General features: G+C 69.3%; 15 protein-coding genes. 14 read left to right on the forward strand and 1 reads right to left on the reverse strand.

The window, feature by feature from the left end:
* Positions 1–84 precede the first annotated feature (84 nt).
* The 14 genes from pyrR (at position 85) to G1H11_RS19635 (ending at position 16,224) form a co-directional block, all read left to right on the forward strand.
* Positions 85–690 carry a bifunctional pyr operon transcriptional regulator/uracil phosphoribosyltransferase PyrR gene (gene pyrR / locus G1H11_RS19570; RefSeq protein WP_163820292.1) on the forward strand — a complete coding sequence of 202 codons (606 nt, stop codon included), beginning with the start codon at positions 85–87 and terminating at the stop codon, positions 688–690.
* Entirely contained in the window at positions 687–1,640 is a 954-nt protein-coding gene (locus G1H11_RS19575; RefSeq protein ID WP_163820293.1) for an aspartate carbamoyltransferase catalytic subunit, read from the forward strand. Before pyrR ends, G1H11_RS19575 begins: the two co-directional genes overlap by 4 nt.
* 43 nt (positions 1,641–1,683) lie before the next feature.
* The gene (locus G1H11_RS19580) at positions 1,684–2,994 is read left to right on the forward strand and encodes a dihydroorotase (protein ID WP_163820294.1); all 1,311 of its coding nucleotides are present in this window, start codon (positions 1,684–1,686) and stop codon (positions 2,992–2,994) included.
* The gene (locus G1H11_RS19585; protein ID WP_163820295.1) at positions 2,985–3,500 is read left to right on the forward strand and encodes a PH-like domain-containing protein; all 516 of its coding nucleotides are present in this window, start codon (positions 2,985–2,987) and stop codon (positions 3,498–3,500) included. Before G1H11_RS19580 ends, G1H11_RS19585 begins: the two co-directional genes overlap by 10 nt.
* A gap of 247 nt (positions 3,501–3,747) precedes the next feature.
* A complete protein-coding gene (gene carA, locus G1H11_RS19590) occupies positions 3,748–4,893 on the forward strand; it encodes a glutamine-hydrolyzing carbamoyl-phosphate synthase small subunit (protein ID WP_163820296.1) in 1,146 nt (381 codons plus the stop codon).
* Complete coding sequence (carB, locus tag G1H11_RS19595; protein ID WP_163820297.1) at positions 4,893–8,219, forward strand: carbamoyl-phosphate synthase large subunit; 3,327 nt, start codon at positions 4,893–4,895, stop codon at positions 8,217–8,219. Before carA ends, carB begins: the two co-directional genes overlap by 1 nt.
* Positions 8,216–9,361, forward strand: coding sequence for a quinone-dependent dihydroorotate dehydrogenase (locus G1H11_RS19600; RefSeq protein WP_216843943.1), 1,146 nt, complete (start codon positions 8,216–8,218; stop codon positions 9,359–9,361). Before carB ends, G1H11_RS19600 begins: the two co-directional genes overlap by 4 nt.
* Before the next feature lie 40 nt (positions 9,362–9,401).
* Complete coding sequence (gene pyrF, locus G1H11_RS19605) at positions 9,402–10,247, forward strand: orotidine-5'-phosphate decarboxylase (RefSeq protein ID WP_163820298.1); 846 nt, start codon at positions 9,402–9,404, stop codon at positions 10,245–10,247.
* Between the two features lie 176 nt (positions 10,248–10,423).
* Complete coding sequence (gene mihF, locus G1H11_RS19610; protein WP_163820299.1) at positions 10,424–10,738, forward strand: integration host factor, actinobacterial type; 315 nt, start codon at positions 10,424–10,426, stop codon at positions 10,736–10,738.
* Between the two features lie 44 nt (positions 10,739–10,782).
* The gene (gmk, locus tag G1H11_RS19615; RefSeq protein ID WP_343074891.1) at positions 10,783–11,346 is read left to right on the forward strand and encodes a guanylate kinase; all 564 of its coding nucleotides are present in this window, start codon (positions 10,783–10,785) and stop codon (positions 11,344–11,346) included.
* Between the two features lie 22 nt (positions 11,347–11,368).
* A complete protein-coding gene (gene rpoZ / locus G1H11_RS19620) occupies positions 11,369–11,704 on the forward strand; it encodes a DNA-directed RNA polymerase subunit omega (RefSeq protein ID WP_163820407.1) in 336 nt (111 codons plus the stop codon).
* The gene (coaBC, locus tag G1H11_RS19625; protein WP_163820300.1) at positions 11,701–12,957 is read left to right on the forward strand and encodes a bifunctional phosphopantothenoylcysteine decarboxylase/phosphopantothenate--cysteine ligase CoaBC; all 1,257 of its coding nucleotides are present in this window, start codon (positions 11,701–11,703) and stop codon (positions 12,955–12,957) included. The genes rpoZ and coaBC overlap by 4 nt, the downstream gene beginning before the upstream one ends.
* A gap of 24 nt (positions 12,958–12,981) precedes the next feature.
* On the forward strand, positions 12,982–14,175 hold the full coding sequence (metK, locus tag G1H11_RS19630) for a methionine adenosyltransferase (RefSeq protein ID WP_163820301.1): 1,194 nt from the start codon (positions 12,982–12,984) through the stop codon (positions 14,173–14,175).
* A gap of 108 nt (positions 14,176–14,283) precedes the next feature.
* On the forward strand, positions 14,284–16,224 hold the full coding sequence (locus G1H11_RS19635) for a primosomal protein N' (RefSeq protein ID WP_163820408.1): 1,941 nt from the start codon (positions 14,284–14,286) through the stop codon (positions 16,222–16,224).
* A 26-nt stretch (positions 16,225–16,250) separates the two neighbouring features.
* Here the strand turns inward: G1H11_RS19635 and G1H11_RS19640 are convergent, their stop codons facing one another.
* Positions 16,251–16,925 (reverse strand): ATP-binding cassette domain-containing protein, encoded by a 675-nt coding sequence (locus tag G1H11_RS19640; protein WP_163820302.1) that lies wholly within the window; start codon positions 16,923–16,925, stop codon positions 16,251–16,253.
* Positions 16,926–17,121: the final 196 nt, after the last annotated feature.

Below are 17,121 nucleotides of genomic sequence, written 5' to 3' on the forward strand. Positions count from 1 at the left end.
GCAGCGGAGCCGGCTGATAGGCTCGCGGAGACCGGCGTCCTTTAAATCCCGTCCAGTGAGGCGGGGAAGGGGGTCCCTTTCCGCATGTCTCGTCACCTGTCCGGCTTCCGGACCGTCCTCAGCGAGGACGAGATCAACCGGGCGCTTGCCCGGATGGCCCACGAGGTCGTAGAGCGCAACAAGGGCGCTTCCGGCCTGGTAGTCCTCGGCATTCCCTCACGTGGGGTGCCACTGGCCCAGCGACTCACCGCTCGCATCTCCAGCGTCGAGGACATCGCCGTGCCGGTTGGCGCGCTCGATGTCACGATGTACCGCGACGATCTGCGGTTGCGCCCGGCGCGTGCACTGGAGCCCACCGACATCCCCGACGGCGGCGTCGACGGCAAGACCGTGGTCCTGGTGGACGACGTTCTCTACTCAGGACGCACCATCCGAGCGGCGCTCACCGCACTCGACGACGTCGGCCGGCCGCGCGCTGTACGGCTCGCGGTCCTCGTGGATCGCGGCCACCGCGAACTGCCCATCCGAGCCGACCACGTGGGCAAGAACCTCCCCACGTCGCTGCGCGAGAGCGTCCGCGTGCTGCTGAACGAGGTCGACGGCCAGGACGCGGTGCTCGTCGGAGCCACGGCCGACGCACACCCGGCGCCAGAAGCACACCTGGCAGCCGGCGAAGAGGAGGCCCGATGATCCGCCATCTGTTGTCCGCCGCCGACCTTTCCCACGAGGAAGCGACGCTGATCCTCGACACCGCGGACGAGATGGCGCGGCTCACGGAGGGCCGGGCGGTGAAGAAGCTGCCCACGTTGCGTGGGCGCACCGTGGTGAACCTGTTCTTCGAGGACTCGACCCGGACCCGGACCTCGTTCGAGCTGGCCGCGAAGCGGCTCTCAGCCGACGTGATCAATTTCTCCGCGAAGGGTTCCAGCGTGTCCAAGGGCGAGAGCCTGAAGGACACCGCATTGACGCTCGCCGCCATGGGCGCGGACGGCGTCGTCGTCCGTCATTCTGCGAGCGGCGCCGCGTACCGCCTCGCGACGTCCGGGTGGATCAGCGCGAATGTGCTGAACGCCGGCGACGGCACCCACGAGCATCCGACGCAGGCGCTGCTGGACGCGTTCACCTTGCGTCGGCATCTCGGAGACCTACGCGACCGCGACGTCGTGATCGTCGGCGACGTGCTCCATGGCAGGGTGGCACGCAGTAACGTGCTCCTGCTCGCCACGCTGGGGGCACGGGTCACGCTGGTGGCCCCGCCGACCCTCCTGCCGCTGGGCGTGGAGAACTGGCCGTGCGAGGTCACCTATGACCTCGACGCGGCGCTGCCCGGTGCGGACGCGGTCATGATGTTGCGCGTCCAGCGGGAACGGATGAACGCGGCGTTCTTCCCGTCCGCCCGCGAGTACAGCAGGCGCTACGGGCTGGACGCGCGCCGCTTCTCGTCATTGCCGGAGGACGCGATCGTGCTGCATCCGGGGCCGATGAACCGCGGCATGGAGATCAGCGCGGACGTCGCGGACAATGAGCGGTCCGTGATCGTCGAGCAGGTCACGAACGGTGTCTACGTCCGGATGGCGGTTCTGTACCTGATGCTCGCCGGATCCGGGACCGGGTCAGCCGGCGGCGAGGACGCCGCATGATCCCGGCGCCGACGAGCAGAGCCAACACGAGGGGAGAACGGGCGTGAACGGCGAGAGCATCCTGATCAGAGGGGCGCGGATCCTCGGCGGTCCCCAGGGCGACATGCTGCTACGAGACGGGGTGATCGCGGCCCTTGGTGGTGACGTTGACGGCACCGGAGCGCGAGCGATCGACGCGGACGGCCTTGTGGCCCTGCCGGGCCTAGTTGACTTGCACACTCACCTTCGCGAACCTGGGCGCGAAGACGCCGAGACGGTGGCCTCCGGAACCCGGGCCGCCGCGGCCGGTGGATTCACCGCCGTGCACGCGATGGCCAACACCGATCCGGTGGCAGACACCGCGGGCGTGGTAGAGCAGGTCTGGCGGCTGGGCCGCGAAGCCGGTCACGCGGACGTGCGTCCGGTGGGCGCGGTGACCGTCGGGCTGGCCGGGGAGCGGCTGGCCGAACTCGGCGCGATGGCCGACTCCGCCGCCCGGGTGCGGGTCTTCTCCGACGACGGGATCTGCGTGTCCGACGCCGTGCTGATGCGCCGTGCGCTGGAGTACGTGAAAGCTTTCGACGGCGTGATAGCGCAGCATGCGCAAGAGCCCCGCCTCACCGAGGGCGCCCAGATGAACGAGAGCGAGCTCTCGGGCCGGCTCGGTCTGCGCGGCTGGCCCAGTGTGGCCGAGGAGGCGATCATCGCCCGCGACGTTCTCCTGGCCGCACACGTCGGTTCCCGGTTGCACATCTGCCACTTGTCCACCAGGGGCTCGGTGGAGATCGTGCGGCTGGCCAAGCAGCGCGGACTCCCCGTCACCGCCGAGGTGACTCCGCATCACCTGCTGCTCACCGAAGACCTGGTCTCCACCTACGACGCCCGGTACAAAGTCAATCCGCCGTTGCGGAGCGCCGACGACGTGGCCGCGGTGCGTGAGGGGCTGGCCGACGGCACGATCGACATCGTAGCCACCGACCACGCTCCGCATCCGGTGGAGGACAAGGAATGCGAGTGGGATGCCGCTGCCTTCGGCATGCTCGGGCTGGACACGGCGCTGTCCGTCGTCCAGCACACGATGGTCGACACCGGCTTGCTCGACTGGTCCGGCGTCGCCGACCGGATGTCGTTCGCCCCGGCCCGGATCGGCCGCTGCGACAGCGACGACGCCGCCCAGGGACGTCCACTCGCGGTCGGCGAGCCGGCCAACGTCGTCCTGATCGATCCGGCCGCCTCCCGCACGGTCGACGCGCGCACGTCGGCGTCGCTGTCGCGCAACAGCCCGTACGACGGCATGAAGCTGCCGGGTGGCGTCGTGGCGACGTTCTTGCGCGGCCGTCCGACCGTGGAGGACGGTGCGCTGACGTGGATCTGAGGACGGGAATCGCCGTCGCGCTACTGGGTATGCTGCTCGTTGCGTCGTACCTGATGATGTGGCGGGGCTGGCGGAGGCGCGCGTCCCGTGACGCGCGGCTGCCGGCGCCGCCGGAGACGTTGCCGGCCGCTCCCAGCCGGGTCGGGCCGATCACCGGCACCTATCTCGGCACCACGGTGGCGGGTGACTGGCTGGAGCACGTGGGCACCCAGGGCTTGGACCGCCGTAGCGCGGCCACGGTGACGGTCACGGACGCGGGCGTGGAGATCGGCCGGTCGCCGGAACCGCCGCTGGCCATACCCGCCGGCGCCATCCACGCGATCCGCCTGGACCGGGCCGCGGCGGGCAGAGCGGTACGCCGCCCGGAATACCTGATCATCACCTGGGCGCATGCGAACCGGTCACTGGACACGGCACTGCGCCCACATCATCGTGACGATCTCGGGCGGCTCCTCGATGCCGTAGAGGCGCTCGTGGAGCGTGAGGTGACGTCGTGGACGGAATGAACGCTGTACCGACGCCGGCGGTCGAGGTATTTGTCGGTGCCTTTGCAATGCGCACACCGACGCACCGCCGCCTCGATGTGCGCAGAGCAGCGGATTGCATGGATGTGCGCAGAGCGGCGTGTTGCATGGATGTGCGCAGAGCGGCGTGTTGCGTGGATGTGCGCAGAGCGGCGTGTTGCGTGGATGTGCGCAGAGCGGCGTGTTGCGTGGATGTGCGCATTGCAAAGCGAGCTGGAGGAGAGTTTTGATGACGACGCGCACACCAGCGCTACTTGTTCTGGAGGACGGACGTGTATTCCGCGGCGAGTCCTACGGCGCAGCGGGGGAGACGTTCGGCGAAGCTGTGTTCTCCACCGGCATGACCGGCTACCAGGAGACCCTGACCGATCCGTCGTACTACCAGCAGGTGGTGGTGCAGACAGCGCCGCACATCGGCAACACCGGGGTGAATGACGACGATCCCGAGTCCAGGCAGATCTGGGTGGCGGGCTACGTGGTCCGCGACCCGGCCCGACGTGCGTCGTCGTGGCGTGCCACTCGCGGCCTCGAAGCGGAGCTCGCGGCACAGGGCGTGGTGGGCATCAGCGGGGTGGACACCCGGGCTCTCACCCGCCACCTGCGTGAACGTGGCGCCATGCGGGTCGGCATCTCCAGTGTCGAGGCCGACGCCGACGCTCTGCGAGAGCGAGTGCTCGCCAGTCCGCAGATGCTCGGCGCGGACCTGGCCGCCGCCGTCTCCACCACCGAGCCGTACGTGGTGCCGGCAGAGGGCGAGCGGCGGTTCACCGTCGCTGCACTTGACCTGGGCATCAAGACGATGACACCACGGCGGATGGCCGAGCGGGGCATCGAGGTCCACGTCCTGCCGGCGACGTCGACCGCCGACGACGTGCTCGCCGTGCGGCCGGACGGGCTGTTCCTCTCGAACGGTCCTGGAGACCCGTCCACAGCCGATGGCCCTCGGGACGTCCTGCGTGCGGCGCTTGAGCACGACCTGCCGTTCTTCGGCATCTGCTTCGGCAACCAGGTGTTCGGGCGGGCTCTTGGGTTCGGCACCTACAAGCTCGGCTACGGCCATCGCGGCATCAATCAGCCTGTTCAGGACCGCGGTACCGGGAAGGTGGAGGTCACCGCGCACAATCACGGCTTCGCGGTGGACGCGCCACTCGACCGCGCCACCGACACCCCGTACGGCCGGGCCGAAGTCAGCCATGTCTGCCTCAACGACGACGTCGTGGAGGGCCTTGCTCTGCGCGGCGCCGGCGGTGAGCTCAAGGCGTTCTCGGTGCAGTACCACCCCGAGGCCGCCGCAGGCCCGCACGACGCGGCGTATCTGTTCGACCGCTTCGTAGAACTGATGAGTGTGACCCAGCGGACGCAGGGGGATGGCTGATGCCGCGCAGAACTGATATTTCGAGCGTTCTGGTGATCGGTTCCGGGCCGATCGTCATCGGCCAGGCGTGTGAGTTCGACTATTCGGGGACGCAGGCGTGCCGGGTGCTCAGGGCCGAGGGCCTGCGGGTGATCCTGGTGAACAGCAACCCCGCGACGATCATGACCGATCCCGACATCGCCGACGCGACGTACGTGGAGCCCATCACGGCAGAGTTCGTGGAGAAGGTCATCGCGCTGGAGCGCCCGGACGCGCTTCTGGCGACGCTCGGCGGGCAGACGGCCCTGAACGCCGCGATGGCGCTGCACGAGGCGGGTGTCCTGGAGCGGTACGGGGTCGAGCTGATCGGTGCGTCGATCGATGCGATCCAGCGGGGCGAGAACCGTGAGTCGTTCAAGCGGATCGTCGACGAGATCGGCGGCGAGACCGCCCGCTCGGCCATTTGCCACTCGATGGACGAGTGCCTGAAGGCCGTGGAGGAGCTGGGATATCCGGTCGTCGTGCGTCCGTCGTTCACCATGGGTGGCGCCGGTTCGGGGATGGCCTTCGACGAGGAGGACCTGCACCGGATCGCCGGCTCCGGGCTGGCCCTGTCCCCGACCACCGAGGTGCTTCTGGAGGAGTCGATCCTGGGCTGGAAGGAGTATGAGCTGGAGGTCATGCGCGATCAGGCGGACAACGTCGTGATCGTGTGCTCGATCGAGAACGTGGATCCGATGGGCGTGCACACCGGCGACTCCATCACGGTGGCGCCGGCGATGACGCTGACCGACCGCGAGTACCAGATCATGCGTGACCAGGCGATCGAGGTCATCCGCGCGGTGGGTGTGGACACGGGCGGATGCAACATCCAGTTCGCGGTGAACCCCGCCGACGGCCGGTTGATCATCATCGAGATGAACCCCCGGGTGTCGCGCTCCTCGGCCCTGGCGTCGAAGGCCACCGGCTTTCCCATCGCGAAGATCGCGGCGAAGGTGGCACTCGGCTACACGCTTGACGAGATCCCGAACGACATCACCGGAGAGACCCCGGCCTCGTTCGAACCGACGCTGGACTACGTGGTGGTGAAGGTTCCGCGGTTCGCGTTCGAGAAGTTTCCGGCCGCGGACACGACCCTTACCACGCACATGAAGAGCGTCGGCGAGGCGATGGCGATCGGGCGAAGCTTCACCGAGGCGTTGCAGAAGGCGATGCGCTCGCTGGAGAAGAAGGATGCCGCTTTCGACTTCGTCGTCGATCCTGGCGACCCCGACGAACTGCTGCGGCGCATCGCCCGGCCCTACGACGGCCGGCTGGGGGACGTGGTTCGCGCGCTCCGGGCCGGGAACAGCGTGGAACACGTACACGAGGCGACCCGGATCGACCCGTGGTTCCTGGACCAGCTTCTGCTGCTCACCGAGGTGGCCGAGGAGGTGGGCGCGACCGCTCACATCACCCCGGAGATTCTGCGCCGGGCCAAGCGACACGGGTTCTCGGACGCGCAGATCGCGGCCCTGCGTGGCAGCAGCCCGGAGGTGATCCGCGGTGTCCGGGAGACCCTGGGAATCCGGCCGGTGTTCAAGACGGTGGACACCTGCGCGGCCGAGTTCGCCGCGAAGACGCCCTACCACTACTCGTCGTACGACGAGGAGACCGAGGTCGCGTCCCGGGAGAAGCCCGCGGTGATCATCCTAGGCAGCGGACCCAACCGGATCGGGCAAGGCATCGAGTTCGACTACTCGTGCGTGCATGCGGCGATGGCGCTCAGTGAGGCCGGCTACGAGACCGTCATGGTCAACTGCAATCCGGAGACGGTCTCCACGGACTACGACACCTCGGACCGGCTCTACTTCGAACCGCTGACCTTGGAAGACGTGCTCGAAGTGGTGCACGCCGAGCAGCAGGCCGGCCCCGTGGCGGGCGTCGTCGTCCAGCTGGGCGGGCAGACCCCGCTCGGGCTGGCTCGGGACCTGGCCGCCACCGGAGTGCCGATCGTGGGCACGTCGCCGGCCGCGATCGACCTGGCAGAGGAGCGCGGCGCATTCGGCCGGGTCCTGCAGGCCGCCGGCCTCCCCGCGCCGAAGCACGGCATGGCCTCGTCCTACGACGAGGCTCGCCTGATCGCCGCCGACATCGGCTACCCGGTGCTGGTCCGGCCGTCGTACGTCCTCGGCGGGCGCGGAATGGAGATCGTCTACGACGACGCATCGCTGTCGGACTACATCTCCCGCGCCACTGAAGCCAGTCCGGAGCATCCGGTGCTGGTGGACCGGTTCCTCGACGACGCCGTGGAGATCGACGTCGACGCCCTGTACGACGGCGACGAGCTGTACCTGGGCGGCGTCATGGAGCACATCGAGGAGGCCGGCATCCACTCCGGCGACTCCGCCTGCGCGCTGCCTCCCACCACGCTCGGCCGGGACGAGCTGATCCGCATCCGGGAGTCCACCCGGGCCATCGCGGACGGCGTCGGAGTGCGCGGCCTTCTCAACGTCCAGTATGCGCTGGCCGGGGACGTCCTGTATGTCCTGGAGGCCAACCCCCGTGCCTCGCGCACGGTCCCGTTCGTTTCCAAAGCCACGGCCGTGCCGATGGCGAAGGCCGCCGCGCGGGTCATGCTCGGCGCCACCATCGCGGATCTGCGTGGGGAAGGACTCCTGCCGGCCGAGGGCGACTGCGTCGACCTGCCCGCTCACGCGCCCGTAGCGGTGAAGGAAGCGGTCATGCCGTTCAACCGGTTCCGGGCCCCGGACGGGCGGACCGTGGACACGCTGCTCGGCCCGGAGATGCGCTCCACCGGCGAAGTCATGGGGATCGACCGGCTCTTCGGGACCGCGTTCGCGAAGTCCCAGGTGGCCGCCTTCGGGCCGTTGCCGACGTCCGGCACGGTCTTCGTGTCCTTGGCCAACCGGGACAAACGGCACATGATCTTCCCGGTCAAGCGCCTCGCGGACCTCGGTTTCACCATCATCGCCACCGCGGGCACCGCGGAGGTGCTGCGCCGCAACGGCGTGGACGCGGAGATCGTCCGCAAGCGCTGGGCCGGGCACGAGCCGGACGGCACCCCCACCATCATCGGGCGCATCCTCGACGGCCAGGTCGACCTGATCATCAACACTCCCAGCGGCACCACCACCGGCGGCAGCCCGCGCGCCGACGGCTACGAGATCCGAACCGCCGCCATCCAGGGCAACATCCCCTGCATCACCACGGTGCAGGGGCTCGCGGCCGCGGTGCAGGGCATCGAGTCGCTGCTAGCCGGGGTCATCGATGTCCGCTCGCTGCAGTCCTGGGCGGAGCTCATCGCCGGGGGCACTCTTGAGGACCGGGCGGCGAGCCGGGCGTGACACCGTACGGTCTGCTGTTCGAACGCGTCCTGACCCGCCTGGACGCCGAACGCGCGCATCATCTCGCGGTCGGCCTGATGCGGGTGGCGGCGCGGCTCCCCGGTGCCCGGCGGGCCGGATGGCGACGGCTGGCGCCCGCCGATCCAGCCCTCACAGTCGAGGCGATGGGGCTGCGCTTCCCAGGCCCCCTGGGGCTCGCAGCGGGCTTCGACAAGAACGCGATCGCCATCGACGCCCTCGGCGCCCTCGGCTTTGGCTTCGTCGAAGTGGGAACTGTCACCGGACGCGCGCAGCCCGGAAATCCCCGGCCCCGGCTGCACCGGCTGCTCGCCGACCGGGCAATCGTGAACCGGATGGGTTTCAACAACGACGGCGCTGCTGCCGTGGCCGCGAGGCTGGCCGCGCGGCGCCGTCGCCGGGGTTCCCTGCCGATCGTCGTCGGCGTGAACATCGGCAAGACCAAGGCCGTGCCCGACGCCCAGGCGATCTCCGACTACGAGGCGAGCACCCGGATGGTCGCGCCTTACGCGGATTACCTCGTGGTCAACGTCAGCTCCCCGAACACACCCGGCCTGCGTGACCTGCAGGCGGTCAGCCAGCTCCGGCCGCTGCTGACCGCGGTTCGTGCGCAGGCCGACGCTGTCACGGACCGGCGTGTGCCGCTGGTGGTGAAGATCGCGCCGGATCTCAGCGACGACGACGTGCTCGCGGTCGCGGACCTCGCACTGGAGTTGCGACTGGACGGCATCATCGCCACCAACACCACCGTCTCCCGCGCGGGTCTGTCCTCGGCACCCGGCGACATCGACCGCGTAGGCGCGGGTGGACTGTCGGGGGCGCCCCTGGCGGCTCGCGCCCTCGAGGTGCTGAAGCTGCTGAGCAGCCGGCTCGCCGACATCGGCACCTCCGGTGACGACCAGACCCGCGGACCTGGTGACACGCCGGACGTCGCCCTGATCTCGGTGGGCGGGGTATCCGACGCGCGGGACGTGTACGAGCGGTTGCAGGCCGGAGCCGACTTGGTCCAGGCGTATACCGCGTTCATCTACGGCGGTGCATCGTGGCCGTCGCGTGTGCATCGCGAACTCGCCGGTCTTCTCGCGCACGGCGTTACGTTGCGTCCTGCAGAGCGTGCTCCGTGACCCTCACACTGCAGGACGCAACGGAGAAGGAGCGGGCATCATGACGTTCGGCGCGCGGTTGCACAACCTGATGGGGGAGCGGGGGCCGCTGTGCGTCGGTGTCGACCCGCACCCGAGCCTGCTGTCGGCGTGGGGCCTGCCCGACACGGCGGACGGCCTGGAGCGGTTCTGCCGGACGGTGGTCACGGCCATCGCCTCCGAGGTGGCCGTGCTCAAGCCACAGTCGGCGTTCTTCGAACGGCACGGCTCGGCGGGCATCGCCGTGCTGGAGCGGCTGGTCGCGGCTGCCCGCGAGCAGGGTGCACTGGTGCTGATGGACGCCAAGCGCGGCGACATCGGCTCGACCGTGCAGGCCTACGCCGACGCCTACGTGGACCCGGCGTCGCCGCTGTGCTCCGATGCGGTGACGGCATCGCCGTACCTGGGCTTCGGCTCGCTGCGGCCGTTGCTCGACGCGGCGGCCGCACACGGCAACGGCGTGTTCGTCCTCGCCCGTACCTCCAATCCGGAAGGCGGTGCTGTGCAGGAGGCGCGCACGTCCGACGGCCGGAACGTGGCCGTGAGCATGCTGGCGCAGGCGGCGGTCGAGAACGCCGGCATCGAGCCGCTGGGCAGCGTCGGCTGCGTCGTCGGGGCCACCCTCGGCGGGCTGGGTTCCCTGGGTATCGCGCAGGGCGATCTGCTCATCAACGGCCCCCTGCTGGCGCCGGGAATCGGGGCTCAGGGTGCGGCCGTGAGCGATCTCCCTCGCATTTTCGGGGCGGCTCTGCCCCTGGTGATGCCGTCCGTGTCGCGCGAAGTTCTTCGGGCCGGACCGGACGGTGCCGAGCTGCGGGCCAGCACGTTTGCATTAAAGGCCCAGGTCAACGAGATGTTGATCGAGTAGGTCGGCCAGTCGGGTGTCTTATGACGCGACACGTGACAAGAAAATTGTGTGTCGGTGCGTGCAGCCGGGGTGAGTAGGGGTACCGTGGACCACGTTGCTGACCTGGTGGTTCAGCCGCTAGGTTCCAGTTGTTCAGCAAAGTCCGTCCGATTCGACACAACAGAGGTGACCCGCTCGTGGCGCTCCCAAACTTGACTCCAGAACAGCGCGCGGCCGCTCTCGAGAAGGCTGCCCAGGCCCGCCGGGAGCGGGCGGAGGTCAAGAACCGGCTCAAGAATGCCGGTGCCAAGCTCAGCGATGTCCTGAAAGAGGGCGAATCCAACGAGGTTATCGGCAAGATGAAGGTGTCGGCTCTTCTTGAGTCGCTGCCCGGCGTGGGCAAGGTCCGCGCGAAGCAGATCATGGAAGAGATCGGCATCGCCGAAACGCGTCGTGTGCGCGGCCTGGGTGCCAACCAGCAGGCTGCGCTCATCGAGCGTTTCAGCGGTTGAGCCTGGGCTTGCCACAACCTTCGGCGGCCCTGGGCGGCAAGAGAGTGATCGTTCTCTCAGGGCCGTCGGCGGTTGGCAAGACAACGGTCATGCGACGGCTCCGCGCGGAGCATCCCGAGCTGACCATCGCTCCTACCGTCACCACCCGGCCGATGCGGCCTGGTGAGGTGGACGGCTCCCCGTACTTCTTCGTGGACGACGCCACGTTCGACCGCAAGATCGAGCAGGGCGAGTTCCTCGAGTGGGCAGTCGTGCACAAGGCGGCGAAATACGGCACGCCGCGGGCGGCCGTCGAGCAGGCCAGGTCCGAGGGCCGGTCGGTGCTGATCGAGGTGGATCTCCAAGGGGCCCGCCAGATTCGCGCCACCATGCCCGAAGCCTTGTTCGTCTTTCTCGCCCCACCGAGCTGGGAGGAACTCGTCCGGCGGCTCGTCGGCCGGGGCACCGAGTCGGACGAGGAACGGAACCGGCGGCTGCAGACCGCGCGCGAGGAGCTCGCGGCCGAGGCCGAGTTCGACATGACGCTCGTCAACACGGATGTGGCCAGTGTGTGCCAGGAATTGGTAGCATTACTGGGTTCATCCCCCAATCCTGCCCGGAGGCATTAGCGTGTCTGGACCCCATGGAGCCATGGAGGGCATCACCAACCCGCCTATCGATGAGCTCCTCTCCAAGACCGATTCCAAGTACGGTCTGGTGATCTACGCTGCCAAGCGGGCACGCCAGATCAACGCCTACTACTCGCAGCTGGGCGAAGGACTCCTCGAGTATGTCGGTCCGCTGGTCGAGACCCGCGTTCAGGAGAAGCCGCTGTCGATCGCGCTGCGCGAGATCGATGCCGGCCTCCTGACCGCTGAGGAGATCGACCCGGCAGAGCTGGCGGCGGAGTCCGACGTCCGTGAGGTCACGGCCGCCGATGTGACGGCAGCTGACATCGCGGCCGCCGGCCCGTCCGACCAGGAATGAGCCCAGGAGCGCCCGAGTCCGGCGGAGGCCGGCTCCGGGTGCTCTTAGGGGTCAGCGGCGGTATCGCCGCGTACAAGGCCTGTGAGGTGCTGCGGCAGCTGACCGAGGCCGGTCACGACGTCCGTGTGATCCCCACGGAGGCGGCGCTGCGTTTCGTGGGTGCGCCCACGTGGGCGGCGCTGTCTGGCCAGCCCGTGGCCACCAGCGTCTTCGAGGATGTGCACGAGGTGCCGCACGTGGCACTCGGCCAGTCGGCTGATGTGGTGCTCGTCGTTCCCGCCACCGCCGATCTGCTGGCGCGCGCCGCCGGCGGCCGGGCCGACGACCTTCTCACCTCCACACTGCTCACAGCGCGATGCCCGGTCGTGTATGCACCCGCGATGCATACAGAGATGTGGGAGCACCCGGCCACGGCGGCCAATGTATCCACGTTGCGTGCTCGTGGTGCCGTGGTGATCGAGCCTGCCGCCGGCCGGTTGACCGGGGCCGACTCGGGCAAGGGCCGGTTGCCCGAGCCGGCGGCCATCGTCGAGGTGATGCGTGGGGTTCTGCGCTCGCACCGTACGGGTGCCGACCTTGCCGGCACGCATCTGGTGGTGTCCGCCGGGGGGACGCGTGAGCACATCGATCCAGTGCGATTCATCGGCAACCGCTCGTCCGGGAGACAGGGCTACGCGGTCGCTCAGGCAGCGGTCAGTCGCGGGGCACGGGTTACCGTCGTCGCAGCCAATGTCGCCTTGCCGGACGTCGCCGGTGCGGATGTGATCCGCGTGGTATCGGCGGAACAGCTTCGCGAGGTGGTGCTCAAGGCCGCGGCCGATGCCGACGCCGTGGTGATGGCGGCGGCAGTGGCGGATTTCCGGCCTCGGCAGTACCAGGAATCGAAGATCAAGAAGACGGCGGAGAGCATGGACGCTCCGTCGATTCAGCTGGAGCGCACCCGCGACATCCTGGCCGAGCTGTCGGCCGAGCGAAGCTCGCAGCATCAGGTGGTCGTGGGGTTCGCGGCCGAGACCGGCGACGCTTCTGGCGGCGTGCTCGATCATGGCCGGGCCAAGCTGGCGGCGAAGGGCTGCGACCTGCTCGTCGTCAACGAGGTCGGGGCTGACCGCGGGTTCGAGTCCGAAGAGAACCAGGCGGTGATCCTCGACCGCGACGGCTCTGCCACGGAGGTGCCCCACGGGCCCAAATCCGAGCTGGCCCATGTCATTGTGGATCTGGTGGCGCAGCGGCTGGGATCGCGCCATAGTTGAGATCCCACGTCGCCGGGAGGAAAGATGACGCTGCGGCTATTCACGTCCGAGTCCGTGACCGAGGGGCATCCGGACAAGATCTGCGATCAGATCAGCGACGCCGTGCTGGATGCCATGCTGGCCGACGATCCCGCGAGCCGGGTGGCCGTGGAGACGATGGTGACCACCGGACAAGTACACGTCGCCGGTGAGGTCACCACCAGCACGTATGCGGACATTCCCGCCATCGTGCGGGACACGATCCTCGACATCGGCTACGACTCCTCCGCCAAGGGTTTCGACGGGGCGTCGTGCGGGGTCAACATCGCCATCGGCGCGCAGTCGGCCGACATCGCGCAAGGTGTCGACACGGCGTACGAGTCCCGGGTAGAGGGCGACGACGATCCGCTCGACCGGCAGGGTGCGGGCGACCAGGGTCTGATGTTCGGCTACGCATGCGACGAGACACCGGAACTGATGCCGCTGCCCATCAGCCTCGCCCATCGGCTCGCGCAGCAGCTCAGCCACGCCCGCAAGAGCGGTGCCGTGCCGTATCTGCGCCCGGACGGCAAGACCCAGGTCACCATCGAGTATGACGGCGATCGCCCGGCACGCGTCGACACGATCGTGATATCCACCCAGCACGCCTCCAACGTGGATCTGGTCAACCTCCTCACTCCGGACCTCATCGCATACGTGGTAGCTCCGGTCCTGGAGCAGTTCTCGCTGCCGTCGGACGGGCATCGGCTCCTGGTGAACCCCACCGGGCGCTTCGAGATCGGCGGCCCGATGGGCGACGCCGGACTCACCGGACGGAAGATCATCATCGACACGTACGGCGGCATGGCGCGCCACGGCGGCGGCGCTTTCAGCGGCAAGGACCCGTCCAAGGTAGACCGCTCCGCCGCCTACGCGATGCGGTGCGTGGCGAAGAACGTGGTAGCCGCGGGACTGGCCACCCGGTGCGAGATCCAGGTCGCCTACGCGATCGGCAAGGCCGAACCTGTGGGCCTGTTCGTGGAGTGCTTCGGCACCGAAGCGCTCCCGGTCTCGCAGATCGAACGCGCCGTGGCCGACGTCTTCGATTTGCGTCCGGCGGCCATCATCCGCGATCTGGATCTGCTGCGGCCCATCTACCGGCAGACGGCGGCGTACGGCCATTTCGGCCGAGAGCTGCCGGCGTTCACGTGGGAGCGGACCGACCGCACCGAGGCGCTCAAGGATGCCGTCGGCGGATGAGATAGAAACGACGCTGTGGGTGAGGATGATCGTGAATCCGACAGCGCCGGCCAGCTGGCGCTGACGGGTGCGCCCGCACCGAAACGCAAGGCACCGAAGAAGCAGTCCATGGCGGAGGACGCTCCGGTGGCGCGTGTGCTGGTCGACATTGGGCTGGCGCACCTTGACCGGCCGTTCGACTACCTGGTTCCCGCGTCCATGGCCGATGGCGCCGTTCCGGGCGCGCGGGTACGGGTGAGATTCGCCGGCGCCGATCATGACGGCTTCATTGTGGAACGCACGGACAGCAGCGAGCACACGGGGCGGCTGTCCCCGTTGCGGCGCCTCGTGTCCCCGGAACCGGTACTGACTCCTCAGGTGGCGCAGCTGGCGCGAGCCGTCGCCGACCGGTACGCCGGTACCGTGGCCGACGTGCTGCGCCTGGCGGTGCCTCCCCGGCACGCGAGGACCGAGAAGGAGCCGAGCCCGGCGCCCACCCCGGCTCCGTCGCGCCCCGCCCCGGGTGGATGGGCGGACCACCGCCATGGCACGGCATTGCTGGACGCGCTGGCCGATGCCCGAGCTGGCGCGCGACCCCCGCGAGCGGTGTGGAACCCCGGGCCTGCGGCCGCGTGGCCGGACCTGCTCGCCAGGCTCGTCGCCACCACGGTCTCAGGTGGCCGCGGGGCGGTGGTGGTGGTCCCCGACGCACGCGACGTCGCCCGTCTGGACACGGCCCTACGGGATGTCATGGGGGAGGGGCGGCACATAGCCTTGGAGGCCGACGCCGGCCTGGCTGAACGGTACAGGCGCTGGCTTCGGGCCTTGCGTGGATCGGTCCGCGCCGTTGTCGGCACCCGTTCGGCGGCATTCGCGCCGGTCGCGAATCTCGGCCTGGTGGCGATCTGGGACGACGGCGACGACCTGTTCGCCGAGCCCCGCGCGCCGTACCCCCACACCCGCGAGGTGCTGCTGCTGCGGGCCCATCTGGCCGGTGCGGCGGCGGTCGTGGGAGCGCATGCGCGGACCGCCGAGGCGCAGCAGCTCGTGGAAACAGGATGGGCGCGCGCCGTGGAACCGGAGCGCAGCGCGGTGCGTGCTCGTGCGCCCCAGATCCACACCGTCGGCGACGAGTATGAGCAGCATCGCGATCAAGCGGCACGCAGCGCCAGGCTGCCGTCGCTGGCGTGGCGCGTCGCCCGCTCCGGATTGCAGCGCGGCCCGGTTCTCGTTCAGGTGGCCCGGGCCGGATACGTGCCGGCTCTGGCGTGTGCGCGGTGCCGGACGCCCGCGCGCTGCTCGCGGTGTCCGGGCGGTCTGCGGCTCAGTGAGCACGGCGGCGCGCCGACGTGCGAGCGATGCTCGACGCCCGCACCGTCCTGGCAATGCACGGAATGCGGGCATGGCCGGCTGCGGGCCGCAGTGGTCGGGCTGCGCCGCACGGTGGAGGAACTCGGCCGGGCATTCCCCGGTGTCCAGGTCTGGCAGTCGGGCGCCGAGGCGGTGACCGACACTCTCGGTCCCGAGCCGCGGCTGGTGGTCGCTACCCATGGGGCGGAGCCGGAGGTCACCGGAGGTTACGCGAGTGCGCTGCTGCTGGACGGCACGTCGATGCTGAACCGGCAGAGCCTGCGGGCCGCGGAAGAGGCCCTGCGCCGGTGGCTGCGCGCGGCCGCGCTCGTGAGGTCACGGCCCGGAGGCGGGGAGATCGTCGTCGTCGCAGATCCTGGCGTTCCTGCGGTGCAGGCACTGGTGCGCTGGGATCCGGCCGGCTTCGCGGCCAGGGAACTCGCCGAGCGCGCTCAGCTGCATTTCCCACCGGCGGCCCGGGTGGCCCAGCTGCGGGGAGCGAGGGGTGACATCGACGAACTCCTGCGGCTGGCCGAGCTGCCGGCGGGTGCGCAGATCGCCGGGCCGGACCAGGACGGAGATACGGCGCAGGCACTGGTGCGGGTGCCTCGGTCCTCGGGAACATCCCTGGCCGCAGCGCTGCGGGGCGCAGCCGGAGTGCGTTCCGCGCGCCGTTCCGGTGAGCCGGTGCGCATCCAGATCGACCCCGCCGACCTCTGAGCCCACCGGTACCGACGAAAGAGGTGTTAGCCGGCGAGGGTGCGGTAGTGGTCGACGGCGGCCGCCGGTTCGCCGTCGAAGGCGATCGCACCTTCGTGGAACACGAGCACGCGGTCGGACCCCAGGACGGCGTCCAAATCATGTGTGACGAGCACCACCTGCTGGGGCACGGACGCCAGCAGATCGGCGATCCGGCGCGCGTTGCGCAGGTCGAGCAGCGTGGTGGGCTCGTCGCACACCAGGATCTCCGGCGCGGTGACGAGCACCGAGCACAGGGCCAGCAGCTGCTTCTGGCCACCGGACAGCAGATGCGCGGGATGGTCGGCGTGGCCGTCGAGCCCGAAGGCCGCGAGGTGCTCGGCGACGATCCGGGCGGCGTCGGGCTTGGCCAGCCTCCGCCGGCGCAGGCTGAACGCCACGTCCTCGGCGACGGTGGGCATGACGATCTGGGCGTCCGGGTCGGTGAAGACGAATCCGACTCGCCTGCGCACTCGTGCACCATCGGTCCGGGTGTCCAGCCCGCCTACCCGGACGCGACCCTCCGTGGGAATGACGAGGCCGTTGAGCAGCCGGGCGAACGTGGACTTTCCCGAGCCGTTGGCGCCGATGACGCCGATTCTTCGCTCGGTCAGGGTGAGATCCAGGTGATCAAGGACGCGCCGCTCCCCGAATGCGTGGCAGACGCCTTGAACCTCGATCACGGCGACAAATGTAAACTAACGGGGTTTTGACACCTGCGGCGGACTCGGGGACGCGTGCCGGAGCAGGGACGAGAATCGGTATCGGTCCGCGCCGTCCTCGTCTTCAATGGCGGACGAACACGGTCCACGATCAATACGCAAGAGAACCCAGGCTGGATCGGCTAAACGGTCGCCTGGCGCCATGCCCATATCGCGA

It is taken from the genome of Phytoactinopolyspora alkaliphila, from assembly GCF_010550695.1.
Taxonomy (GTDB): Bacteria; Actinomycetota; Actinomycetes; order Jiangellales; family Jiangellaceae; genus Phytoactinopolyspora; species Phytoactinopolyspora alkaliphila.